Raw genomic sequence first — 19,141 nt, 5'->3', positions numbered from 1 at the left:
TGTTGCGCAGGAGAACCGAGGTGCCGATCATGGAGGCGTCAGCCTTGATGCCATGGGATGCCGGGATTTCAGCCGTCCTCACTTCCTCGCTCTCACCAGTGAGAGTCAGCAATCGATCCACCGGCATTCGAGCCGTCAGCAGCCTATCCATCGGCAGCCGATCCAGACGACCGTGGCCACCCACACTCGGACCGGCAGCACCAACGGCTGCAGCTCTCAGAACAATCGATTGCGGCCTCATGGCAAGCTGAGGCGTCTGATCACCAGCGTGGTCACCGCCACGCTGCTGGCGCCGCTGGTGGCACTCGCTGCGGCACCGGCAGGGGCAAAGCCGGTGAGCATCCAATTCCGCTTCACGCCCTATCTTCCCGCCGCCAGGGACGCCGAATCGGTCACGACTGTGCCGGGAGTGGTTGAACTGGAGCTCAATGGGGTGCCGATGACGGAGGGGCCACTGGAGCAGAAATCGGCTCTGGTGATGGACCGTGATGACATCGGAATCGAGGTGTTTCCCGCCCTCTGGTTGCCCGCGAGTCAGCTGCAACCGCTGCTGCGGCGTGGCGACAACCTGTTGCGGATCCGGTTCACGCCCAAAGATGGACGTGTGACTTACCGCAGTCAGTTCCGCTGGAAGCTCATCGATGACGAGATCACCACCAGCACCACAGCGGAGGGCTCCGAGGTCACCACCAATCACTCAGCCAGGGGAGGCGAGGACCGTGAAGTGCGGGGTCCGGTGAGCGTCCAGCACGCGTTCCAGGCACCTTTCGCCAGCGTGGAACCCTGGCACGACGCCCCGGCGGTCAATACCCTCGAGCCTGCCGACCGTGCCGCGATCCTGGCCCTGATCAGCCAGCGTGCGTCACTCTTCGCGCCCGACTTTGAGGCGGCCTATCGATTCATCGCCAGCCAGCCCACGGACCGTGGGGGCACGATCAACGTGCCGGAGGTGCGCCGGCTCCGTTGTCTGGAGGCGGGCTACGGCACCGGCATCCGGGTGGCCGCACCTGCCGAGGCAGAAATCCGCCTGATCACCACCGCCAGCCCCGTGGTGGTGGCCCGTGGGACCGGTGAATTCCTGTTCAGCTTTCCTGACCAGGAAGGCTGGGCTGAGCGGTTCGAAGCCCTGCCCAATGACATCGGATTCTGCTTCATGGTGACGTTCAATTCGCTCTTCCCCAACCAGTTTTTGCTGGTGAAGGGCAAGGATGGGCAGTGGCAGATCCTGCCGTGACGTCAGAGCAGCGGTCACAGCAGCGGCCGGCCGTCGCCGCGGCGGATCGCCACCACCCCCGGCCGGGGTGGCCCTCCGGCACCGCTGAGGGCCAGTTAGAGCCGAGGGGCACCTGGCGCAGCTGCTCGAAGCGGCCGCCAGCGCTGTCTTCCAGGGAGTGGGCCTGCATCTCCTCGCCGCCACGCTGGCGGGTGCCATGGATCTCGCCCGGGTGCTGCACCGCCAGGAACAGGGTGGACTCCTCCCGGTCGAAGCACGGCCCGCACAGCTCGCACTCCACAGGCCCGGTGGCGAACAGCAGCGCCTCACCGGCGCGCGGGCCGCTGGCCGGGAACAGCCAGCAGGCGTTGTTGCCGAACACATCCAGGCTGCTGCCGCGGAGCGGTCCGTGACCATCCACACATTGCCGCGGCGGTCGATCGCCAGGTTGTCGGGCATGGCGAAGCTCTTGCCCCCCCGCTACAGGCCGTCCTGCACGCGCATCACCCAGCCGTAGGGCCAGCTCGCCTCCCCCGCGGACCCCGGAAGATCACCGGATCGGCCCGCCCGTCGCCGTCGCTGCCGCCGGAGGTGAAGGCGATCAACAGATCGCCGCTGCGCAGGTCGATGTCGGTGTCCTCAGGACGCGCCGCCGGCGTGGCGCCCACGGCGTTGGCGGCCAGGTGGGCGTCGATCAGGATCGCCCCCTGCCGCTCCTCGCCGCTGCCCGGGTAGAGGTCGGCCAGGCGGCGGTGCTGCTTGAGGTAGGCCGCCACCTCGGCGTCGCTGGCCAGGGCCTCGGCGCCGGGCTGGCTGCGGTCGCGGTGGGGAAGCAGGGTGGCTGGCTGAGCCCGTGGCGCTTGTAGTGGCTGGGGCGCAGCGGCGTCTCGGGCGCCAGGGCCACCCACCGCCCCGTGCCGTAGGCGTCGAACACCACCGCCTCCAGCCGGCCCCGCTCCAGCAGCCGCGAGTTGGCGGGATCGGTCGGATCGCGCACCAGCTCCTCGCTCACGAACCGGTAGAGGTGGCCGCCATGGCGGTCGCAGCCGGAAAACACCACCAGGGGCCGGCGGGCCGTGGCCTGCACCGCCGGCTGGTCGGGGCGGCGCGGATCCAGCTCCACCATCCAGCCGTACTTGTTGCCCGCCAGCCCAAAGGGGTTGCCCAGAACGTCGAGTCGGGAGCCATCGAAGCGGAAGGGGCGCTGCGCCGGCCGCGGCGAGGAGCCGCCCGCATACACCCGCTCCACCACCTGGCTCTGGACGTTCTCCTCGGCCGAGAGCACCGTGCCCCAGGGGGTCTGGCCGCAGGCGCAGTTGGCGAAGCTGCCGATCACCGGCCCGCCCAGGCCGTCGTCGTAGCCCAGCCGCCGCCGCTGGCGGCAGCGCAGCCGCTCCTCCAGCGGCGTGAACGCCAGGTAGTCGTTGTTGAAGCCGAAACGGCCATCGGCCAGCGGCTCACCCCAGCTGAGCAACAGATCGCTGAGGTAGCCCTCCGGACCCACCAGAGGGGCGTCGATGACGATGCGGCCGTTACCGGGTAGGGGCATCGGCCCGGGCAGCGGCGGCCGTGCAGCTCCATGAGCATGAGCGGCTGAACCACGTGGCTCATGCGAATGCGTTCAGAGCACAACGGCCCGGTGCTGCGAGCCCAGGGAAAGCACCCCCTGAGCCAGTAGCACGCGCGCTAACATAAATCGGTCGTTTCGGGTCGAGTACTACAACCCTCGTGTTCGCGAGGACATCGAGTGCTGGCCCGTGGATCTGCTGGCACGCTGCGATGAGCTGCTCGACCTGCTGGAAGACCACGGCCCCCTGCTCGGCGCGCCTCACTACCAGGCCATGGGTGGCGGGCTGTTCGAGCTCAGGCCTAGAGGCCGCTCCGGCTTCGGCCGGGCCTTCTATTGCTTCTGCAATCGGCGGGTGATCACCGTGGTTCATGCCTTCGTGAGGAAGACCCAGAAAACACCCAAGCGAGAGCTCCTTATCGCTCGGGAACGCCTCAAGAACGTCAAACGCCATGGCTGACATTCCTTATCAACCGTTCATCCGCGATCGCGTTTCCGAACGCGCCCGGCTCGATCGGGTGCTGGGCTACAACGAAGCGCGGCAGGAGGCTGCCGTAGAATTCCGTCTGCTCAGGCAGCTCCTTGAGGCCCGCAAGCGGGCCAGTCTCACCCAGGAGGAGGTGGCCCTGCTAATGGGCACCACACGCAGCGCCATCAGTCGGCTCTCGAGGGATCCCGCAAGCACCTGCCCGCACTGTCCACTCTCCGCCGCTACGCCGATGTGCTCGGCTGCGATGTGGAGATCCTCCTTGTGCCTCGATCCCCAGAGGGAGCTTCACCGCCTTGATGAGCTAAGCGGATGGCGTCGAGGCGCTGGCGGCAGAGCTGCAGCAGCTGGTCGCGTCGTGGCTCCGCCACGCTGGCCTTCGGCCAGGTGCGGAGGGGCTGGAGGTGGTGTGTGCTTTTCGCAGCGACCTTGGCTGAAGGGCGTGGACCGCTCCGCCCAGTTCAAGCGGCTGGCTTACCCATCTCACCGGTGTGGGGCCAGCCGGACGATCGCAACGCTCATGAGCAAGAAGCAACCCCCATCGCCTGCCCAGACGATCGAGGAGATGCAGAACGATCGTCCCTACGACGAAGCGATCGACAAGAAGGACTACAAACGAGACCTCGAATCACTCCAGATTGAACTGCTCAAGGCGCAGCGTCACATCAAGGCTGTCGGACAGCGCGTGGTGATCCTCTTCGAAGGTCGCGATGCGGCGGGCAAGGGTGGAGCGATCAAGCGCTTCCGCGAACACCTGAACCCTCGCGGTAGTGACCATGTCGCGCTGGCGAAGCCCAACGATGCCGAAGTGACGCAGTGGTACTTCCAGCGCTACGTCCCGCACCTGCCATCGGCCGGAGAAATCACGATGTTCGACAGGTCGTGGTATAATCGGGCCGGCGTGGAAAAGGTGATGGGCTTCTGCACACCCCAGGAGCACGCCCTGTTCCTCCGCCAGGTTCCCGCCTTCGAACAGTCACTCGTGAGCAGTGGGATGATGGTCTTCAAGATGTGGTTCACCGTGTCGCAGGGCCGACAGAAGCTGCGCTTCGAAGACCGGCGCGAGGATCCGCTCAAGCAGTGGAAGATGTCGCCCATCGATGAGGTCAGCGTGGCGAAGTACGACGAGTACACCGAGGCTCGCAACAAGATGCTGCTCGCCACCGACACCCTCGTGGCGCCGTGGACGATCATCAACTCGAATGAGAAGAGGAGGGCCCGTCTCGGCGCCATCCGCAGCGTCCTCCACGCACTGGACTACGAACACAAGGACCACGACATCGTCGGTGAGCCCGATCCACGGGTGGTGCGCACGGCAGATTCGGTGTTCATCGACAACTGAGCTGGTCGCCTCACGTGATGAAGACGCCAGCGTCAGGTCTGAGCCGCCAGGGTGGTGGTGCCCTTACAAGTCGTGTCGGCACTCATCGGCATCCCCTCACTGCCTCTAGCCTTTGAAGATTCTTGACCGCACAGGTCACCACAGCCCTCTCGCAATCGCGCGATGGCACTGAAGGGCTCCATCTTTATCGGGCATCAAACGTCAACGTGATCAGAACGGCTGGAGAAAGACTTTGCGGCTCGCTGTTGTTCAAAGACCACCAGTACTGTTAAACCGTTCCAGAACGATCGCAGACGCCGTCACCGCGATCGCGGAGGCGGCCTCCAATGAGGCCCGCCTGGTGGTATTTCCTGAGGCCTACATCCCGGGATATCCGGCTTGGATCTGGAGGCTGCGGCCTGGTGCAGATATGGCACTTGCTGAAAAGCTTCATGCGCTGCTTCTCGCAAACGCCGTCAGCCTCGATGGCAACGATCTCACACCGCTTCGCGAGGCTGCGAAAAAGCACAAAGTGACGGTGGTCTGCGGGATTGACGAGCGGGACGCTGAGTTCAGCCGCGGCACGCTCTACAACACAGTTGTTGTGATCGGGCCAGACGGCGATCTGTTGAATCGCCATCGAAAACTCATGCCAACGAACCCGGAGCGCATGGTGTGGGGATTCGGCGATGCTTCAGGCCTGAAGGTGCTCGATACGCCTTGCGGTCGTATCGGTACGCTCATCTGCTGGGAGAACTACATGCCGCTTGCGCGGTGCGCGCTTTACGCGCAGGGGGTTCAGATCTATATCGCCCCAACCTATGATTCTGGTGACAAGTGGATCGGCACGCTTCAGCACATTGCACGCGAGGGCGGATGTTGGGTGGTGGGAAGTGGCATGGCCTTTCGGGCCGGCGATATTCCCGACTCCGTTCCGGGGCAGTCGGAGCTGTATCCGGATGCCGAGGAGTGGATTAACCCCGGAGATTCCGTGGTGATCGAGCCCGGCGGGAAGATCGTGGCCGGGCCCATGCGGCGTGAAGTGGGAATACTCTACGCAGAAGTCGACCTTGAACGCGTTGGCATTGCACAGCGGAGCCTCGATGTCGTAGGCCATTACTCAAGGCCCGACATCTTTCAATTGCGAGTCAATAGAACTGCGCTCATACCCGTAGAGTTCGAGGCACCTCAGAGTGCGCAGAACGGCTGATTCCGAGTCGACACTCAATGGGTGCATGCGGGCTCCTCCGCCCGTTCGCCCAGGCCGGCGAGGCAAAGAAGCTGCCACACTGACATGAAGACATCAATCCAGACAGTGGCCGCACCGCTCACTGGCATTGGCATCATCATCATTGGCTTTGTTTACGATGTCTTATTCGCCGGCATTCCGTATCAGGATCCCACGCCCGAACTTCAAGCCCGATACGACTTTCACAGTGCGGTGGCGGGCACGCTCTACATGAGCGGATGCTTAGTGGTGCTGCTCGGCTTGGTGGCAATTCCCTTTGTTCTGAGGAGAAGGGGAAGAACCGCGCGCCGCTAATTCCAGACGTTAACCGGACCCCATCCCACCCCCTGGCTGGCCGTCCTCGGCGATCAGAAGATTCCCAGGGTTTTCTTCTTGCAGTAGCCTGCCCCGATGTTCATCCATCCCGACTCACAGGGCTCTCCGTTGGTGGGCTTCACCTCGTAGTAGATGGGTGAATTGCAGTGCTGCTTCAGGTCATTCACATACCCAAGCGGACACTCGTCATAACCCGGGAGTTTTGGTATCCGCTTCTGAGCCAGCGCTGTACCAGGGATCACCACTGGAAGGGCCAGCAGGCCAGTGGCGAGAACGAGGGGTAGTGTCGGCAACGAGCAGGTGATCCACTGATCAGACTTTAGCCAGAGGTTGGCGCTCCTCTGCCCGCTCTCCCTTGCGTTTGAGCAGCTACCGCCGCCATACCCCAACCATGAGTCAACATCCCCTGCCGCCGATCGCCGGGCGCGAAGCCGAAATCCTTGCCCTGGTGCAGCAGCCAGGGCCCGTTTTTCTGCCGCACAGCAACCTCCAGCTGGAGCGGATCCGCTCGGGCTTTGCCTGCGCCCTGCACATGCACCAGCCCACAATTCCAGCCGGGGCGAATGGGGAGCTGATCTCCCATCTGCAGTCCATGTTCGAGCACCCCGGCGAGGGCGACAACCACAACGCCGAACCGTTTGCCCAGTGCTACAGGCGCCTGGCGGACATCATCCCCCAGCTGATCGCCGAGGGCTGCAATCCGCGGATCATGCTCGATTACTCCGGCACGTTGTTGTGGGGCTTCCAGCAGATGGGCCGCCACGACATCCTCGAAGCGCTGCGGTTCCTGGCCACGGATCCCACCATGGAGCCCCATGTGGAGTGGCTGGGCACGTTCTGGGGCCATGCCGTGGCGCCCTCCACGCCGATCCCCGATCTGAAGCTGCAGATCCTGGCCTGGCAGCACCAGTTCTCCGCCCTGTTCGGTGATGCGGCCCTGCGGCGGGTGAAGGGCTTCTCCCTGCCGGAGATGCACCTGCCCAACCACCCCGACACGCTGTTTGCCCTGGTGCAGGCGCTCAGGGAGTGCGGCTACCGCTGGCTGCTCGTGCAGGAGCACAGCGTGGAGAACCCCGATGGCTCGGCGCTGAGCCAGGAGCAGTTGTTCATCCCCAACCGGCTGGTGGCCCGCAGCTCCAGCGGCGAGGAGGCGTGCATCACGGCGCTGATCAAGACCCAGGGCTCCGATACCAAGCTGGTGGGCCAGATGCAGCCCTGCTACGAGGCGCTGGGGCTCAACCGGCTGACGCTGGCTGGACGCGCCATCCCGCCGTTGGTGTCGCAGATCGCCGATGGCGAGAACGGCGGCGTGATGATGAACGAGTTCCCGCCGGCGTTCATGCAGGCCCATGAGCGCATCGCCGCTGAGCAGGGCGGCAGCCCATCAACGGTGGCCATCAACGGCACGGAATACCTGGAACTGCTGGAGGCCGCCGGGGTGTCATCCCAGGACTGCCCCCGGATTCAGGCAGTGCTGCAGCACAGGCTGTGGCAGCGCACCGGCAGCGCACCCACACCGGCAGCGGTGGCGGCGGCCATCGCCGATCTGGAGGCCGGCGATTCCTCCTTCTCCATGGAGGGCGCCTCCTGGACCAACGACCTCAGCTGGGTGGAGGGCTACACCAACGTGCTCGAGCCGATGAACGAGCTCAGTGCCCGCTTCCACCAGCGGTTCGATCCCCTGGTGGCGAAGGATCCCACCGTCACCGGAAGCCGGAGCTACCAGGAGGCCCTGCTCCATCTGCTGCTGCTGGAAACCAGCTGCTTCCGCTACTGGGGCCAGGGGGTGTGGACCGATCACGCCCGCGAGATCCACCGGCGGGGCCTCGCCGCGATCGGCTGAAAAAGGGACCCTCGGACTGTTGGGGCCGTTCTCAGCACCGCATCCTGCATGAGGCGCTTCTCGCCCACCCCGAGCCGCCTACGTAGTTGACACCGGGCACGTGGAGGCTCATGGCGGCATCGGCCTGAGCAGGATCGATCAACGGAATCCAGGTGCTGCCGATGGCGTAACGCCTCTGATCGTAGGCAGGGAGCCCATCTCGAGAATCCGGCTCGATCCAGATCTGCAGGAAACGGCAGGGCCGGTGGCCTGCATTCATCTCGCTGTGAATGATGCCGCTGCCCGCGCTGAGAACCTGCACCTCACCGGCGCTGAGGGTGTGGGTGTGGCCCAGGGAATCGCGATGGGTGAGATCCCCTTCGACCATCACCGTGATGAGCTCCATGTGACGGTGGGGATGCCAGCCGAACCCAGTCCACTGCGGATGGTGGTGGCCGGCAAAGCGGTTCATCCGGAGGTGCCGCCCAGAGTGGAATACGCCCTCACGGGCAAGGGCCTGGAGCTGATCTCCGTGCTGGAGGAACTGCATGCCTGGGGAACGCAGAACAGGAAGTTCACAGATCCCATCCCAGACCAATCGAAGCTCCCACAGCGGTGATGCCGAACTGATCGGTACAGCAGCTGTCATCCGGCCTCCGCAACCACCGCTAGGTTCGGCACCGCAGGTGAGCAACAGCGAGGGCTCTCAGGTGTCGGAACGGCGCATGCATCTGCTGCGGTGGGGGCTCACCACCGGCTGGTTGCTGATCATCGCCTCGCTGCTCTACGACCCGTTCACGCCGCGGTTCACCGAGCCCGACCACCCCTGGAGCCCGCTGCGGCTGCCGGACACGTGCGTTCCGGTGCAGGGCACCTGCCTGGTGGAGACGCCCTATCCCCTCGCCACCACCCTGTTCTGGGGCCTGGTGGTACCTGCCGGCGTGTTCGTGCTGCTGGTGTTCGGCCATGAGCTGTGGCGGCGCATCTGCCCGCTCTCGTTTCTCTCCCAGATCCCCCGGGCCCTGGGGCTGCAGCGCCAGATCGCCCGGGTGAATCCGAAGACCGGTGAAACGCGCTGGCAGCTGGCCCGGGTGCCGGCCGACTCCTGGCTCGGCAAGCACTACTCCCGCCTCCAGTTCGGCTGGCTCTTCGTGGGCCTCTGCGGCCGCATCCTCTTCTTCAATGCCGACCGGCTGGTGCTGTTCGCCTGGCTCACGTTCACGATCGCCTGCGCGATGGCCGTGGGCTGGCTCTATGGCGGTAAGAGCTGGTGCCAGTACTTCTGCCCGATGGCGCCGGTGCAGAGCATCTACTCCACCCCCTCCGGTCTGCTCGGCAGCAGGGCCCACATGGCCGCCACGCCCATCACCCAGTCGATGTGCCGCACCGTTCAGCCGGATGGCAGCGAGCAGAGCGCCTGTGTGGCCTGCCAGCAGCCCTGCATCGACATCGACGCCGAACGCACCTACTGGGCCCGCCTCCCCACCCCTGCCTTCGCCTTCGAGCGCTACGGCTACGTGGGGCTGGTGGTGGGTTACTTCCTCTACTACTACCTCTACGCGGGCAACTGGGACTACTACTTCTCCGGGGCCTGGCTGCGCCAGAGCAACCAGCTCGAGCTGCTGCTCCGTCCGGGCCTCTACCTGTTCGGCCAGGTGATCGACGTGCCGCGCCTGGTGGCGGTGCCCCTGATCCTGGGGCTGTGCACCTGGCTGGGGGTGGTGGCGGGCCGGGCGATCGAGGCTGGTCTGCGGCGTCGGGTGCGCCGCCACGGCGCTGAGCCCGATCGCGACCGTCTCCGTCACCGGGTGTTCCTGGTGGCCACCTATCTGGTGTTCAACTTCTTTTTCCTGTTCTCCGGCCGCCCCCTGCTCCTGCTGCTGCCGCTCTGGGTTCAGTACCTCTTCGACGTGACCCTGGTGGCGCTGAGCACCCTTTGGCTCTACCGGGGCTGGGGGCGTTCGCCCGCGCTCTACAGCCGCGAGAATCTGGCCGAGCGCTTCCGCAAGCAGCTGGCCCGCATGGATCTCGACGTGGGCCGCTATCTCGACAGCCGCTCCCTGGCCGACCTGGGAACCGAAGAGGTGTATGTGCTCGCCAAGGTGCTGCCGGGCTTCACCGGCCAGAAGCGCTTGGAGGCCTACAAGGGTGTCGTTCGGGAGGCCCTCGAGGAGGGGTTCGTCAACGCCGCCAGCAGTCTGGAGGTGCTCAAGCAGATGCGCCTCTCCCTCGGCATCAGCAACGACGAGCACCGCCACCTGCTCGAAGAACTGGGGGTGGAGGATCCCGACCTGCTCGATCCCGACAGCCGCCGCAGCCTCGAAGACCAGATCCGTCTCAGCGGTTACCGCAAGTCGCTGGAGCGGCTGATGCTGGTTCAGCGCCTCCATGACGCCGACGGCCAGGCCGGTGCAGGGGCCAATGGCCAGGCGCTGCAGGCCCTGCGCCGCGAGTACGGCATCTCCTCACAGGAGGACGAGATCGTGCGCCACGATCTCTCCCCCCGGGCCGCGGCGATCCACAAACTGGAGCTGCTGCTGGAGCGGTTGCCGGCGCTCACAGACGGCTACCGGGCCCTGCATCGGGGCGCCCTGCGGGATCAGACCGCCGTTCTGGCCCTGCTCGACGACCGCCTCAAGCTCCGCAAGGAACTGAGCCTGCGGGCGATCCTGAACGCCCTGGCCACCCTTCAGGACGATCCGTGCGTGCCCAAGCTGGTGCAGCGTCTGCAGGCCATCGCACCGCTGGGGTTGCCGGAGCTGGTTCAGGAGAACGACTGGGCAGGCCGCCTGTCTCCGGCCGTGCGTGAGGCCCTTGGACGCCCCGGCGGCCAGGCACCCTCCTGCCCTCTGGAGGTGCCCGTTGCCGAAACCCTGGCCTTCCTCGACAGCCTGATGGTTGACCCCAGCCCCATCGTGGCGGCAGCGGCCCTGTTCCTCACGGCCTGTGTGGATCCGGAACGGGCCCGGGCCCGTTCGGCCCAGATGGGTGGCGGCGACGTTCCGCCCCTGCTGGCGCAGACCGCCCGGGCCGTGCAGACGCTGCAGGGCACCCCGGCCCTGCGGGACTGCCCGGATCTGGAGAAGCGGGTGTTTCTGGCCACCAGCGATTTCTTCCGCCGCAGTGATGCCGACACCCTGGCGGCCCTGTGCGAGCGGGCCCAGCTGCGCGTGTTCGCCTGCGGAGACCTGATCACCGAAGCCGGTGACACCTGCCGGGAGCTGCTGCTGCTGATCGAGGGCAGGGCCACGGTGCGGCACCGTGACGGCCAGCGGGCGTGGCTGGAGGAGATGGAGCCCGGGCGGGTGCTCGACGAACTGCAGGTGCTCACCCACAGCGCCTCCGAGAGCACGATCGTGGCGGAAGCCGACGCCACCCGGGTGCTGGCGGTACCGGTGGATTCCTTCGATGCGGTGCTTGAGCGTGATCCCGAGTTCGCCCGCCGGGTGCTGGAACTGGAGAGCATGCAGCTGCAACGGCTGATGCGCTCACCGCGCTGATCTCCCCATGCCGAATCCATTCATGGGACCCACCTGTCCATCCCCACCGTGGCGGCGCCGGCGAAGGGTTGCCGGAGGCTCCCATCGCCGAAGTGCCTCGGGCGCGGTTCACTCCCCCGGCGTGGTGGCTGCGATCGTTCTGCTGCTGATCGCCGTGCCGATCCTGATCTTCAACTATCACCATTCGGGCGATCCCGGCAAGGTGCGCCGGGAGCTGCGCAAGTTCTGACGCGGCCCTCCTGCTGCATGGCGAAGCACGCCGCCGCCGGCCATGCCACGCCCAAACCAGCAGACTGCCGATGCTCGCTGCCGGGCTTTGAGAGTTCAGGGCTTCAGGGAGTTCTGTCCGGCCAGAGGAAGGTGTTGAACAGGCGGGGGCCCAGGCCCGGCCGATGGCCCAGGGTGTTCTGGGTGGACAGGCTCACCACCGCCCCGAGCCGGTCGGCCAGCTTCAGGCAGCTCTGGAACGTCTGGGCTGTGTAGCACTGCACATCCAGCTGATTGCAGCCCACCTGGGGCACCAGGGCCGCCTGGAACGGCTGAATGCTGCAGTAGATCGGCTTGTTGTACACATGCCGCAGCCGGTAGAACGCCGCCATGCTGTAGTTGGCGAAGAAGTGGTCATCCACCTGGATGCCATCGCCATGGCGGGCTTCATGCACCAGGTCGGCGATCCCCATCCTCCGGTACTGGGGCGACTGCACCCAGACCACCGGACTCAACCCCTGGCTGCGGGCCTCCGCCGCCACCTCCCGCTGCACGGCGTCGGCCACGTTGCGGACGTCGAGAAACACCACCCGGTAGCCCTCGGCGCGGATCTGGGCCATCACCCCGGACATCGCGCCGTTGGTGGCATAGAACCAGATCTGGGGCTGCGACAGCCAGGTGCCATTCGGAGCCGGGGCGGCCACAGCCGGCGCCAGGGCCAGGGTGGCTGCCCCACAGGCGCAGGCCAGCCGTCTCAACATTGCGGGAATGGGTCCAACCATCAACGCCAACGCTCCTCCTGCCCGCGTTCCTCCCTCCGCGTTCTAGGTGCGGCTGGAGCTGGCAGCCGCGGCGATCGTGCTCCTTAGGCTGGTGCTTCAACACGGCCGCTGCCCTGCGGGACACGCCATGACAGGCAACGCCGCCAAGCGCGCCCGCAGGATGCACCGGGAGGATGCCCTGCAGAAACTCGATCTGGGCACCCTGGCCCAGGCCTACCTGGCCGGGCAGGCCGTTTACCTCGGCCCTGGCGACGTCTGGCAATGGGACTACGACGGCATTCCTGCCTGGCTGGTGCCCCAGTTCGAGGACCTCGGCTTCCTGCACTGAAGACAGTCCTGAACTGAGTCGAGGAGCCGCTCAGCGTTCGGCCGGGCCGGGATAGCGGATCGCCTCCACATGGCCCATCCAGTCGATCGCGGAACTGTGCAGGTCGTAGTAGCCGGCCACCACCGCCAGCTGCCCGGCGCGCACCCGATCGGTGAGCAGCACGCTGGAATGCACCAGATTGCCGGCGGCGCTGAGGGTGTGGCGCCGGCAGGAGTCCTCCAGCGACAGGTGGTTGCCGTACTGCAGCAGCTCCATGCGCAGCTGGCCCACCACCTGGGACAGGCTCGGAGTGAGCAGCAGTTCGGGATGCAGGGCCGCCGACACGGCGCCGCAGGCCTCATGGCCGAGCACGCAGATCAGCGGCACATCCAGATGGCCCACCGCATACTCGAGCGAGGCGATCGCCGCGGTGGTGCTCATCGTGCCGGCGTTGCGCACCACAAACAGGTCGCCGAACCCGGAGTCGAACAGCAGCTCCACCGGCACCCGCGAATCGGCACAGCCGAGCACCGCCGCCAGCGGGTGCTGCCCCTCCACCACGGCCCGCATGCGTTCACGGGTGCTGTGGGGGTGCAGGGAGTGGCCCTCCAGGAAGCGTTCGTGGCCCTGCTGAAGCCAGCGCAGCACGGCGGCCGGCCGGGCCAGCGGCGATGACCCTGGATCGAGGGGATGGTCTGGTTCAGGGGGAGCGCCGGGTTGGGCCATGGAGGATGGAAACCACGGGTGACGCTCTGGACAGCACGGGTCTGGCACCTCCCGAGGCCAACAGGTGTTCAAGACGAACACCGTGTGGGCAATGACACCTGAGGCACACCGGGTGAATCCGCTGAACCGTGCCGGTTGCTGCAGCGGTCTGGGGCCGTTACGTTTCCGGCCTGTTCTGATGTTGCGGCGATGCGCTGCTTCGTTCCGCGCTCTGCCCGCCCGGCCGCCATCGCCCTGCTGGCAACCCTGAGCCTGGTGGGATTCTGGCCCTCGCCGCAGGCGATGGCCAACGAAACCCCGCAGGCCGATGCCCTCGCCGCCATCCGCGAGGTGTGGCCCGGCGAGCACATGGTCAACGCCATCCGCGTGGCCTATCTGGAGAGCGGCCTCACGCCCACCGCCCGCGGCTGCGGCGGCGACTGCATCGGCCTGTTTCAGATTCACTACACCGCCAACCGGCGGCTGATCGCCTCCATGGGCATCGAGAATCCCGAGGAACTGCTCGATCCCGTGGTCAACTCCACCGTGGCCTATCGCCTGTTCCGGGAAGCAGGCTGGACACCCTGGGGCGTCGAACCCTGAGCGGCGAGCTGATCAGCGATCGGTGCGGTCTGATCGTCTCGGGGTTGAGGCGTGGCCACCAGGGCCTGCTGCGTCTGCTGAACGACTTACGCCGGCATGAAGGGAAAGGTGGTGTTCTCCACCATCAGTGCTGATCTCCTTCTCCTGATGGTTCCTCTGTGGAGGGAACCACTTCCGGGAAGTATTTCTCCATGCAGGTATTGCAGACACCATGGGAGAATTCCACGTTGTCATGGCTCTTGATGAAGGCCTCAACGCTCTGCCAATATCCCTGATCGTTGCGGATGCCCTTGCAGTAGGAGCAGATCGGGATCAGCTCCTCCATCACGTTGATGCGCTCAAGCGCTCCAGCAAGCTGATCGGAAACCCGTTTCAGCTCCAGCTGCAGCACAACCTGACGGGCCAGTGCTTCGAGAGACCGGATCTGCACCTCGCTGAGGCGACGGGGCTGATGATCAATCACACAGAGTGTGCCGATCCTTGCGCTTTCCGGGGTGCAGAGCGGCACACCTGCGTAGAACACGATCTGAGGGTCACCGCGAACGAGGGGGTTGTCACAGAAGCGGTCATCCGTGCGGGCATCATTCACCACAAGGATCTGCTCATCAAGAATCGCGTGGGCGCAGAAGGACACATCACGGCTCGTTTCGCTGACCTCGAGGCCGACTTTTGATTTGAACCACTGACGATCAACATCCACCAGGCTGATCAGGGCAATCGGCACGTCACACAGGTGAGCCGCCAGAATGGTGATGTCGTCGTACGACTGCTCGCAGCCCGTATCAAGGATGCGGTAATTCCTCAGAGCCTCCAGGCGGGCACCTTCCCGGGGAGCCACATTCGCGCGCATAGAGGCCTGATCACCTCTTCAAACGTAGGAACGGCCCTTCGGGAGCCGGATCGCGGTTCACATCTCCTCATGCCGTCAGGTGGCAGCGCTCACGCTGCTCTCGCGCAATCCGCACCATCCTGAGGGCGTTCCATGTCAACGGGGGGCCTCAGGGGGCCACCTCCACAAGATCACCGCTGGCTCCCGGTTTGGCCAGCACCAGGCGCAACAGCACCGGCGCCAGGAAGGTGGTGCCCATCACCATCAGCAGAATCGCCGCCTCCAGCGAGGGTCCCAGCACCCCGGTCTGGGTGCCCAGGCCGAGGAAGATCAGCCCCACCTCGCCGCGGGGCAGCATCCCCAGTCCCACCGCCAGCCGGTTGGTGGGCTCCTTGCTCAGGTAGCTCCAGCCAGCCGCCACCTTGCTGACCACGGCCGCCACGAGCAGGAAACCGGCCATCACCAGACCCTCGTGGTTGGCGGCATCGAAGGGATTGAGAACAGCCAGGTTGAGGCCGCTGCCGATCAGCACGAAGAACACCGTGGCGAACAACACCACCAGGGGCTTCACCGCCTCCTCGATCTCGTGCCGGTGCCGGGAGGAACTCAGGATCAGGCCACCGGCAAACGCTCCGAGGGCGGCCTCGAGGCCGAACGCCTGGGCCGTGAAACAGGCCAGCGACAGCACCAGGAAGGCCGCCACCACCACCTCGCCGGGAGCCCGCAGGCGATCGAGCAGCCAGTCGAAGGCGGGGGCTGCTGTGCGGCTCAGGAACAGGGCCACCACCACGAACACCGCCGCCGCCGCAACCAGCTTCAGCACCGGAGCAAGCGCAAAGCCTCCGCCCCCCGCCAGCGCCACCACCACAGCCAGGATCACGATGCCGAGGATGTCATCGAGCACCGCCGCACCGATCACCGTCTGCCCGTCCCGGGTGCGCAGGAATTTCAGCTCGCCCAGCACGCTGGCCGTGATGCCGATGCTGGTGGCGGTCATCGCCGCACCGGCAAAGATCGCCGGCAGCAGCGGCACGGCAAACAGGACATGCAGGCCGAAGGTGCCCAGGGCGAAGGGGAGCAACACCCCGGTGAGGGCCACCGTGATTGCCTGCACCCCCACCGCCATCAGTTCCTCCAGTTCGCTCTCCAGGCCGGTGAGAAACAGCAGGGCGAAGAGGCCGATCTTGCCCACCGCCTGGAGGTTGGCAAAGCTGTGGTCATAGATCTCCTGCACCTTGTCGGGGCCCACGTGGGCCAGGGAAGCGATCGTGCCCTGGGCCACGGCGTTGAGCTCCCCCGCCAGCTCCGGCGCCAGAATCAGATGCAGACCGGACACGCCGATCAGCACCCCCGCCACCAGCTCCCCGAGGATGGCCGGCAGGCCCAGGCGCACCATCAGCTCGGCCAGGGCCCGGGCGGCGAACAGGATCACCACGAACCTGCCCGCCTGGATCAGGGTTTCGGCCGCTTCGATCTCGTGCCCGCCGGTGGCGAGCAACAGGGTTGGCAGATCCATGACAAGACGGCCGGGGCGGTGGGGAATCCTTTCATTGCTCCCCAGCGATCGGGACCGGGATCAGTGAATCGGGATCGGGATCACCAGCAGGAGAGCGGGCACGTTGCGAGCCGATAGCGTGGGACCGCAACCAGGGACCTGCCGGTGAAGGAGATCAGCGTTCTCGAGATGGCGGGCCGGTTTGTCGCCCGCTTCGCCGCCATCTCCGGTGGCGTCGCCCTGGTGGTGTGGATCACCTGGGTGATGCTCGACGTCGAGCACCTGCAGTCGGGCTTCACCCTGCCCTGACTCCACCCTGCCTGGAGCTGCGCAGGGGCTCAGCGCCGGGCGTTCACGATCACAGGGCTGGCAGCACCGGTGGCGGTGCCGGGAAGAGCCGGCACCACGGAGGTCTGCCCGTCCCACTTGTCGAGGAAGAGCTTGTACAGCACCAGGTCGTCGAGGCTGGAATTGAGCGTCTGGTAGCGCTTGGCCTCCTGCTCGGCGATCCGCACTTCCGTCTGGGCCCGCAGCAGCTGCTGCTCGGCGATCTGCTTCTGCTCGATCGCCGCCCGGTATTCCTCGGCGATCTGCAGGCCGGTGAGGTCAAGGCCCTGCACATTCACATAATCAAACTTGCGCAACTCTTCAGCCACCTTCTCCTGCACAATCTCAGAGATGCTGTTCCACTCGGTGGCGATGGTCACCAGCTCATACTGGGAAAACACGGATTTCAGTGCCTTGAGCAGCGACGGCTGGATCACCCGTGGGTAGATCTGCTGGTTGTCAGTGGCGATGGTTTCGTAGATGCGGCCAGCCTCGTTGGGCTTCATCGCATACTTCACCGTGGCCGTGGCCTGGATCACCTGCAGATCCTTGGTGAGGGTGGAGAACTGTTCGGGCCGCACCTGGGTGCGCACATCGAAGGAGGAGATGTTCTGCACCAGCGGCAGCTTGAAATTCGCGCCCGGGCTGCGCGGCACGCCGGTGACCTTGCCGAGGGTGGTGACCACCGCCACATTGCCGGCGGGCACGATGAAGATCGTCTGGCTCAGCAGGATCACCAGCCCCAGCACCACCCCCAGGATCAGGCTGAGACCCGTACCCGGTCCATCAGGGCTGGCGGAGCGAAGTGGCGACTGCATACGAAGCCCGGTGCAATGCCAGACCTTAGGGCTGCTGATGAGAAGGCAGCGCGGTGAGCCCTAGCCTCAGCCCACCACCGCCTGGCCCCATGACCGCCGCACCAGCCGAGTGCAGCCCGCGCACCATCCGCGTGCAGCTCAGCGCCGATCCCTATCCGGTGGTGATCGGCGCCGGCTGCCTGGCCCGGCTCGGCGAGCAGATCGGCGATCGGGGCTTCAGGGAGGGAACCAAGGTGTTGGTGGTGACCAACCCGCTGGTGCATCAGCACTACGGCACCATCGCCCTGGAGAGCCTGCGGCAGGCGGGCTTCGAGGCCAGCGAACTGGTGGTGGAGGCCGGTGAAGACCGCAAAACCCTCGCCACCGTGGCGCGCATCCACGATGCCGCCTTCGAGCACCGGCTCGAGCGCGGCTCACTGATCGTGGCCCTGGGCGGCGGCGTGGTGGGAGACATGGCCGGCTTTGCCGCCGCCACCTGGCTGCGCGGCATCGCCGTGGTGCAGGTGCCCACCACCCTGCTGGCGATGGTGGATGCCGCCATCGGCGGCAAGACCGGCGTGAACCATCCCGGCGGCAAGAACCTGATCGGCGCCTTCCACCAGCCACGGCTGGTGCTGATCGATCCCACCACCCTGGCCACCCTGCCGGAGCGGGAGTTCCGCGCCGGCATGGCCGAGGTGATCAAGTACGGCGTGATCGGCGACGCCGCCCTGTTCGCCGAGTTGGAGGCCGCCGGCGACATCGGCTCGATGGCGGCCGTGGGGCCGGCACTGCTGCAGACGCTGCTGGAGCGCTCCGCCGCCGCCAAGGCCCGGGTGGTGGCGGCCGACGAGCGCGAGGGCGGCCTGCGGGCGATCCTCAACTACGGCCACACCCTCGGCCACGTGGTGGAGACCCTCTGCGGCTACGGCACCTGGCTGCACGGGGAGGCCGTGGCCATCGGCATGGTGGCCGCCGGTGAGATCGCCCTGGCCAAGCGGTTGTGGAGCGCCGAGGAGCAGCGGCGCCAGAAGGCCCTGATCGCCGCCGCCGGCCTGCCGCAGCGCTGGCCCAGCCTCGATCCGGCGGCGGTGCTGCGCTGCCTGCAGGCCGACAAGAAGGTGAAGGACGGCCGGGTGCGCTTCGTGCTGCCCACCCGCATCGGTGCGGTGGAGATCCGCGACGACGTGGACAGCGAGCGCATCCTCGCCGCCCTCAGCGCTCAGATCTCACCTGAATCAAACCCCGATCAGACCTCTCCGTAGCGGTCCTCCAGAGCCGTCTCCAGGGTGGTGAGCAGCAGGGCCAGCGCCGCGCGCGCCTCCAGATCGGGGCTGTTCACCGAGCCGATCCAGCGGTGGCAGAGGGCCAGGATCTGATCGAACAGGGGCCCGCCACGGCTGAGGCTGGCCATCACCCGCTCCAGGCCGAGCTCATCCACCTCCGGCGGCAGACCCACCACGTAGCGGCGGCCGTCATCGCCCACGTAGCTGAGCCGTCCCGCCCCATCCACGATCGGCGCGGCATGGGGTGTCACCAGCTCATCACCGCCGCCTCTGCACTCGTCGGCCATGGCCGTGCCCCCAGCGATCGTCCTCCTGGTCCACAGCTAGAC

22 protein-coding genes and 1 pseudogene are annotated in these 19,141 nt (G+C 66.2%); 12 read left to right on the top strand and 11 right to left on the bottom strand.

Annotation, left to right across the window (positions count from 1 at the left end; translation table 11 throughout):
- The first annotated feature begins 268 nt into the window (after window positions 1-268).
- Window positions 269-1,234, top strand: a complete 966-nt coding sequence (locus KBY96_RS06055) for a hypothetical protein (protein ID WP_254978397.1) — start codon at window positions 269-271, stop codon at window positions 1,232-1,234.
- Here the strand turns inward: KBY96_RS06055 and KBY96_RS06050 are convergent.
- The 3 genes from KBY96_RS06050 to KBY96_RS06040 form a co-directional block, all read right to left on the bottom strand.
- Window positions 1,164-1,634: an alkaline phosphatase PhoX gene (locus KBY96_RS06050; protein WP_254978396.1), complete on the bottom strand. Its 471-nt coding sequence runs from the start codon at window positions 1,632-1,634 to the stop codon at window positions 1,164-1,166. The genes KBY96_RS06055 and KBY96_RS06050 overlap by 71 nt on opposite strands.
- A gap of 82 nt (window positions 1,635-1,716) precedes the next feature.
- Entirely contained in the window at window positions 1,717-1,989 is a 273-nt protein-coding gene (locus KBY96_RS06045) for an alkaline phosphatase PhoX (RefSeq protein ID WP_254978395.1), read from the bottom strand.
- On the bottom strand, window positions 1,908-2,762 hold the full coding sequence (locus KBY96_RS06040; RefSeq protein ID WP_254978394.1) for an alkaline phosphatase PhoX: 855 nt from the start codon (window positions 2,760-2,762) through the stop codon (window positions 1,908-1,910). The genes KBY96_RS06045 and KBY96_RS06040 overlap by 82 nt, the downstream gene beginning before the upstream one ends.
- A 142-nt stretch (window positions 2,763-2,904) precedes the next feature.
- On the opposite strand from KBY96_RS06040, the gene KBY96_RS06035 reads away from it, so the two are divergent.
- The 4 genes from KBY96_RS06035 (at window position 2,905) to KBY96_RS06020 (ending at window position 6,131) form a co-directional block, all read left to right on the top strand.
- Window positions 2,905-3,240: a type II toxin-antitoxin system RelE/ParE family toxin gene (locus KBY96_RS06035; protein ID WP_315859472.1), complete on the top strand. Its 336-nt coding sequence runs from the start codon at window positions 2,905-2,907 to the stop codon at window positions 3,238-3,240.
- A 547-nt stretch (window positions 3,241-3,787) separates the two neighbouring features.
- Window positions 3,788-4,609: a polyphosphate kinase 2 gene (gene ppk2 / locus KBY96_RS06030; RefSeq protein WP_254978392.1), complete on the top strand. Its 822-nt coding sequence runs from the start codon at window positions 3,788-3,790 to the stop codon at window positions 4,607-4,609.
- A 232-nt stretch (window positions 4,610-4,841) separates the two neighbouring features.
- On the top strand, window positions 4,842-5,798 hold the full coding sequence (locus tag KBY96_RS06025) for a carbon-nitrogen hydrolase family protein (protein ID WP_254978390.1): 957 nt from the start codon (window positions 4,842-4,844) through the stop codon (window positions 5,796-5,798).
- An 84-nt stretch (window positions 5,799-5,882) separates the two neighbouring features.
- On the top strand, window positions 5,883-6,131 hold the full coding sequence (locus tag KBY96_RS06020; RefSeq protein ID WP_254978389.1) for a hypothetical protein: 249 nt from the start codon (window positions 5,883-5,885) through the stop codon (window positions 6,129-6,131).
- Between the two features lie 53 nt (window positions 6,132-6,184).
- Here the strand turns inward: KBY96_RS06020 and KBY96_RS06015 are convergent, their stop codons facing one another.
- Window positions 6,185-6,445, bottom strand: a complete 261-nt coding sequence (locus KBY96_RS06015) for a hypothetical protein (RefSeq protein ID WP_254978387.1) — start codon at window positions 6,443-6,445, stop codon at window positions 6,185-6,187.
- 98 nt (window positions 6,446-6,543) lie between these two features.
- On the opposite strand from KBY96_RS06015, the gene KBY96_RS06010 reads away from it, so the two are divergent.
- Window positions 6,544-7,995 carry a glycosyl hydrolase family 57 gene (locus tag KBY96_RS06010; protein ID WP_254978386.1) on the top strand — a complete coding sequence of 484 codons (1,452 nt, stop codon included), beginning with the start codon at window positions 6,544-6,546 and terminating at the stop codon, window positions 7,993-7,995.
- Between the two features lie 31 nt (window positions 7,996-8,026).
- Here the strand turns inward: KBY96_RS06010 and KBY96_RS06005 are convergent.
- Window positions 8,027-8,401 (bottom strand): annotated as a pseudogene (locus KBY96_RS06005) (pirin family protein); the annotation flags it as partial.
- Between KBY96_RS06005 and KBY96_RS06000 the strand changes: the two are divergent.
- Together KBY96_RS06000 and KBY96_RS05995 are read left to right on the top strand one after the other, a co-directional pair.
- A complete protein-coding gene (locus KBY96_RS06000; RefSeq protein ID WP_254978384.1) occupies window positions 8,315-8,593 on the top strand; it encodes a winged helix-turn-helix transcriptional regulator in 279 nt (92 codons plus the stop codon). The pseudogene KBY96_RS06005 and the gene KBY96_RS06000 sit on opposite strands and share 87 nt — an antisense overlap.
- A 106-nt stretch (window positions 8,594-8,699) precedes the next feature.
- Window positions 8,700-11,474: a cyclic nucleotide-binding domain-containing protein gene (locus KBY96_RS05995; protein ID WP_254978383.1), complete on the top strand. Its 2,775-nt coding sequence runs from the start codon at window positions 8,700-8,702 to the stop codon at window positions 11,472-11,474.
- 332 nt (window positions 11,475-11,806) lie between these two features.
- On the opposite strand, the gene KBY96_RS05990 is transcribed toward KBY96_RS05995, so the two are convergent.
- Window positions 11,807-12,442, bottom strand: coding sequence for a hypothetical protein (locus KBY96_RS05990; RefSeq protein WP_254978382.1), 636 nt, complete (start codon window positions 12,440-12,442; stop codon window positions 11,807-11,809).
- A gap of 148 nt (window positions 12,443-12,590) precedes the next feature.
- Here KBY96_RS05990 and KBY96_RS05985 point away from each other — a divergent pair, with 148 nt between their 5' ends.
- Complete coding sequence (locus tag KBY96_RS05985; RefSeq protein WP_254978381.1) at window positions 12,591-12,791, top strand: hypothetical protein; 201 nt, start codon at window positions 12,591-12,593, stop codon at window positions 12,789-12,791.
- A 30-nt stretch (window positions 12,792-12,821) separates the two neighbouring features.
- Here the strand turns inward: KBY96_RS05985 and KBY96_RS05980 are convergent, their stop codons facing one another.
- A complete protein-coding gene (locus KBY96_RS05980; protein WP_254978379.1) occupies window positions 12,822-13,496 on the bottom strand; it encodes a carbonic anhydrase in 675 nt (224 codons plus the stop codon).
- Between the two features lie 189 nt (window positions 13,497-13,685).
- Here KBY96_RS05980 and KBY96_RS05975 point away from each other — a divergent pair, with 189 nt between their 5' ends.
- On the top strand, window positions 13,686-14,078 hold the full coding sequence (locus KBY96_RS05975) for a transglycosylase SLT domain-containing protein (RefSeq protein WP_254978378.1): 393 nt from the start codon (window positions 13,686-13,688) through the stop codon (window positions 14,076-14,078).
- 124 nt (window positions 14,079-14,202) lie between these two features.
- On the opposite strand, the gene KBY96_RS05970 is transcribed toward KBY96_RS05975, so the two are convergent.
- Both KBY96_RS05970 and KBY96_RS05965 read right to left on the bottom strand, forming a co-directional pair.
- Window positions 14,203-14,928: a GAF domain-containing protein gene (locus tag KBY96_RS05970; protein WP_254978377.1), complete on the bottom strand. Its 726-nt coding sequence runs from the start codon at window positions 14,926-14,928 to the stop codon at window positions 14,203-14,205.
- A 148-nt stretch (window positions 14,929-15,076) separates the two neighbouring features.
- Window positions 15,077-16,423: a cation:proton antiporter gene (locus tag KBY96_RS05965; RefSeq protein WP_254978376.1), complete on the bottom strand. Its 1,347-nt coding sequence runs from the start codon at window positions 16,421-16,423 to the stop codon at window positions 15,077-15,079.
- Window positions 16,424-16,567: 144 nt separating this feature from the next.
- Between KBY96_RS05965 and KBY96_RS05960 the strand changes: the two genes are divergently transcribed.
- On the top strand, window positions 16,568-16,711 hold the full coding sequence (locus tag KBY96_RS05960; protein WP_254978374.1) for a hypothetical protein: 144 nt from the start codon (window positions 16,568-16,570) through the stop codon (window positions 16,709-16,711).
- Between the two features lie 29 nt (window positions 16,712-16,740).
- Here KBY96_RS05960 and KBY96_RS05955 read toward each other — a convergent pair whose 3' ends face one another.
- Window positions 16,741-17,547 carry a prohibitin family protein gene (locus KBY96_RS05955; protein ID WP_254978372.1) on the bottom strand — a complete coding sequence of 269 codons (807 nt, stop codon included), beginning with the start codon at window positions 17,545-17,547 and terminating at the stop codon, window positions 16,741-16,743.
- A gap of 89 nt (window positions 17,548-17,636) precedes the next feature.
- Here KBY96_RS05955 and aroB point away from each other — a divergent pair, with 89 nt between their 5' ends.
- Window positions 17,637-18,791 (top strand): 3-dehydroquinate synthase, encoded by a 1,155-nt coding sequence (gene aroB, locus KBY96_RS05950; RefSeq protein ID WP_254978371.1) that lies wholly within the window; start codon window positions 17,637-17,639, stop codon window positions 18,789-18,791.
- Here aroB and KBY96_RS05945 read toward each other — a convergent pair.
- On the bottom strand, window positions 18,776-19,099 hold the full coding sequence (locus KBY96_RS05945) for a hypothetical protein (RefSeq protein ID WP_254978370.1): 324 nt from the start codon (window positions 19,097-19,099) through the stop codon (window positions 18,776-18,778). The genes aroB and KBY96_RS05945 overlap by 16 nt on opposite strands.
- Window positions 19,100-19,141 lie beyond the last annotated feature (42 nt).

Source organism: Cyanobium sp. ATX 6A2, assembly GCF_024346355.1.
GTDB lineage: Bacteria > Cyanobacteriota > Cyanobacteriia > PCC-6307 > Cyanobiaceae > NIES-981.
Note: the sequence above shows the minus strand (reverse complement) of the source record. Positions and strands in the feature narration are given on the sequence as shown.

Excerpts from the sequence above, each read along its gene's own strand:
- KBY96_RS05980 (WP_254978379.1), bottom strand. The coding sequence starts at position 13,496 with ATGGCCCAACCCGGCGCTCCCCCTGAACCAGACCATCCCCTCGATCCA.
- KBY96_RS05955 (WP_254978372.1), bottom strand. The coding sequence starts at position 17,547 with ATGCAGTCGCCACTTCGCTCCGCCAGCCCTGATGGACCGGGTACGGGT.
- KBY96_RS06020 (WP_254978389.1), top strand. The coding sequence starts at position 5,883 with ATGAAGACATCAATCCAGACAGTGGCCGCACCGCTCACTGGCATTGGC.
- KBY96_RS05965 (WP_254978376.1), bottom strand. The coding sequence starts at position 16,423 with ATGGATCTGCCAACCCTGTTGCTCGCCACCGGCGGGCACGAGATCGAA.
- ppk2 (WP_254978392.1), top strand. The coding sequence starts at position 3,788 with ATGAGCAAGAAGCAACCCCCATCGCCTGCCCAGACGATCGAGGAGATG.
- KBY96_RS05970 (WP_254978377.1), bottom strand. The coding sequence starts at position 14,928 with ATGCGCGCGAATGTGGCTCCCCGGGAAGGTGCCCGCCTGGAGGCTCTG.
- KBY96_RS06040 (WP_254978394.1), bottom strand. The coding sequence starts at position 2,762 with ATGCCCCTACCCGGTAACGGCCGCATCGTCATCGACGCCCCTCTGGTG.
- KBY96_RS05945 (WP_254978370.1), bottom strand. The coding sequence starts at position 19,099 with ATGGCCGACGAGTGCAGAGGCGGCGGTGATGAGCTGGTGACACCCCAT.
- KBY96_RS05975 (WP_254978378.1), top strand. The coding sequence starts at position 13,686 with ATGCGCTGCTTCGTTCCGCGCTCTGCCCGCCCGGCCGCCATCGCCCTG.
- aroB (WP_254978371.1), top strand. The coding sequence starts at position 17,637 with ATGACCGCCGCACCAGCCGAGTGCAGCCCGCGCACCATCCGCGTGCAG.
- KBY96_RS06010 (WP_254978386.1), top strand. The coding sequence starts at position 6,544 with ATGAGTCAACATCCCCTGCCGCCGATCGCCGGGCGCGAAGCCGAAATC.
- KBY96_RS05985 (WP_254978381.1), top strand. The coding sequence starts at position 12,591 with ATGACAGGCAACGCCGCCAAGCGCGCCCGCAGGATGCACCGGGAGGAT.
- KBY96_RS05995 (WP_254978383.1), top strand. The coding sequence starts at position 8,700 with ATGCATCTGCTGCGGTGGGGGCTCACCACCGGCTGGTTGCTGATCATC.
- KBY96_RS05990 (WP_254978382.1), bottom strand. The coding sequence starts at position 12,442 with ATGTTGAGACGGCTGGCCTGCGCCTGTGGGGCAGCCACCCTGGCCCTG.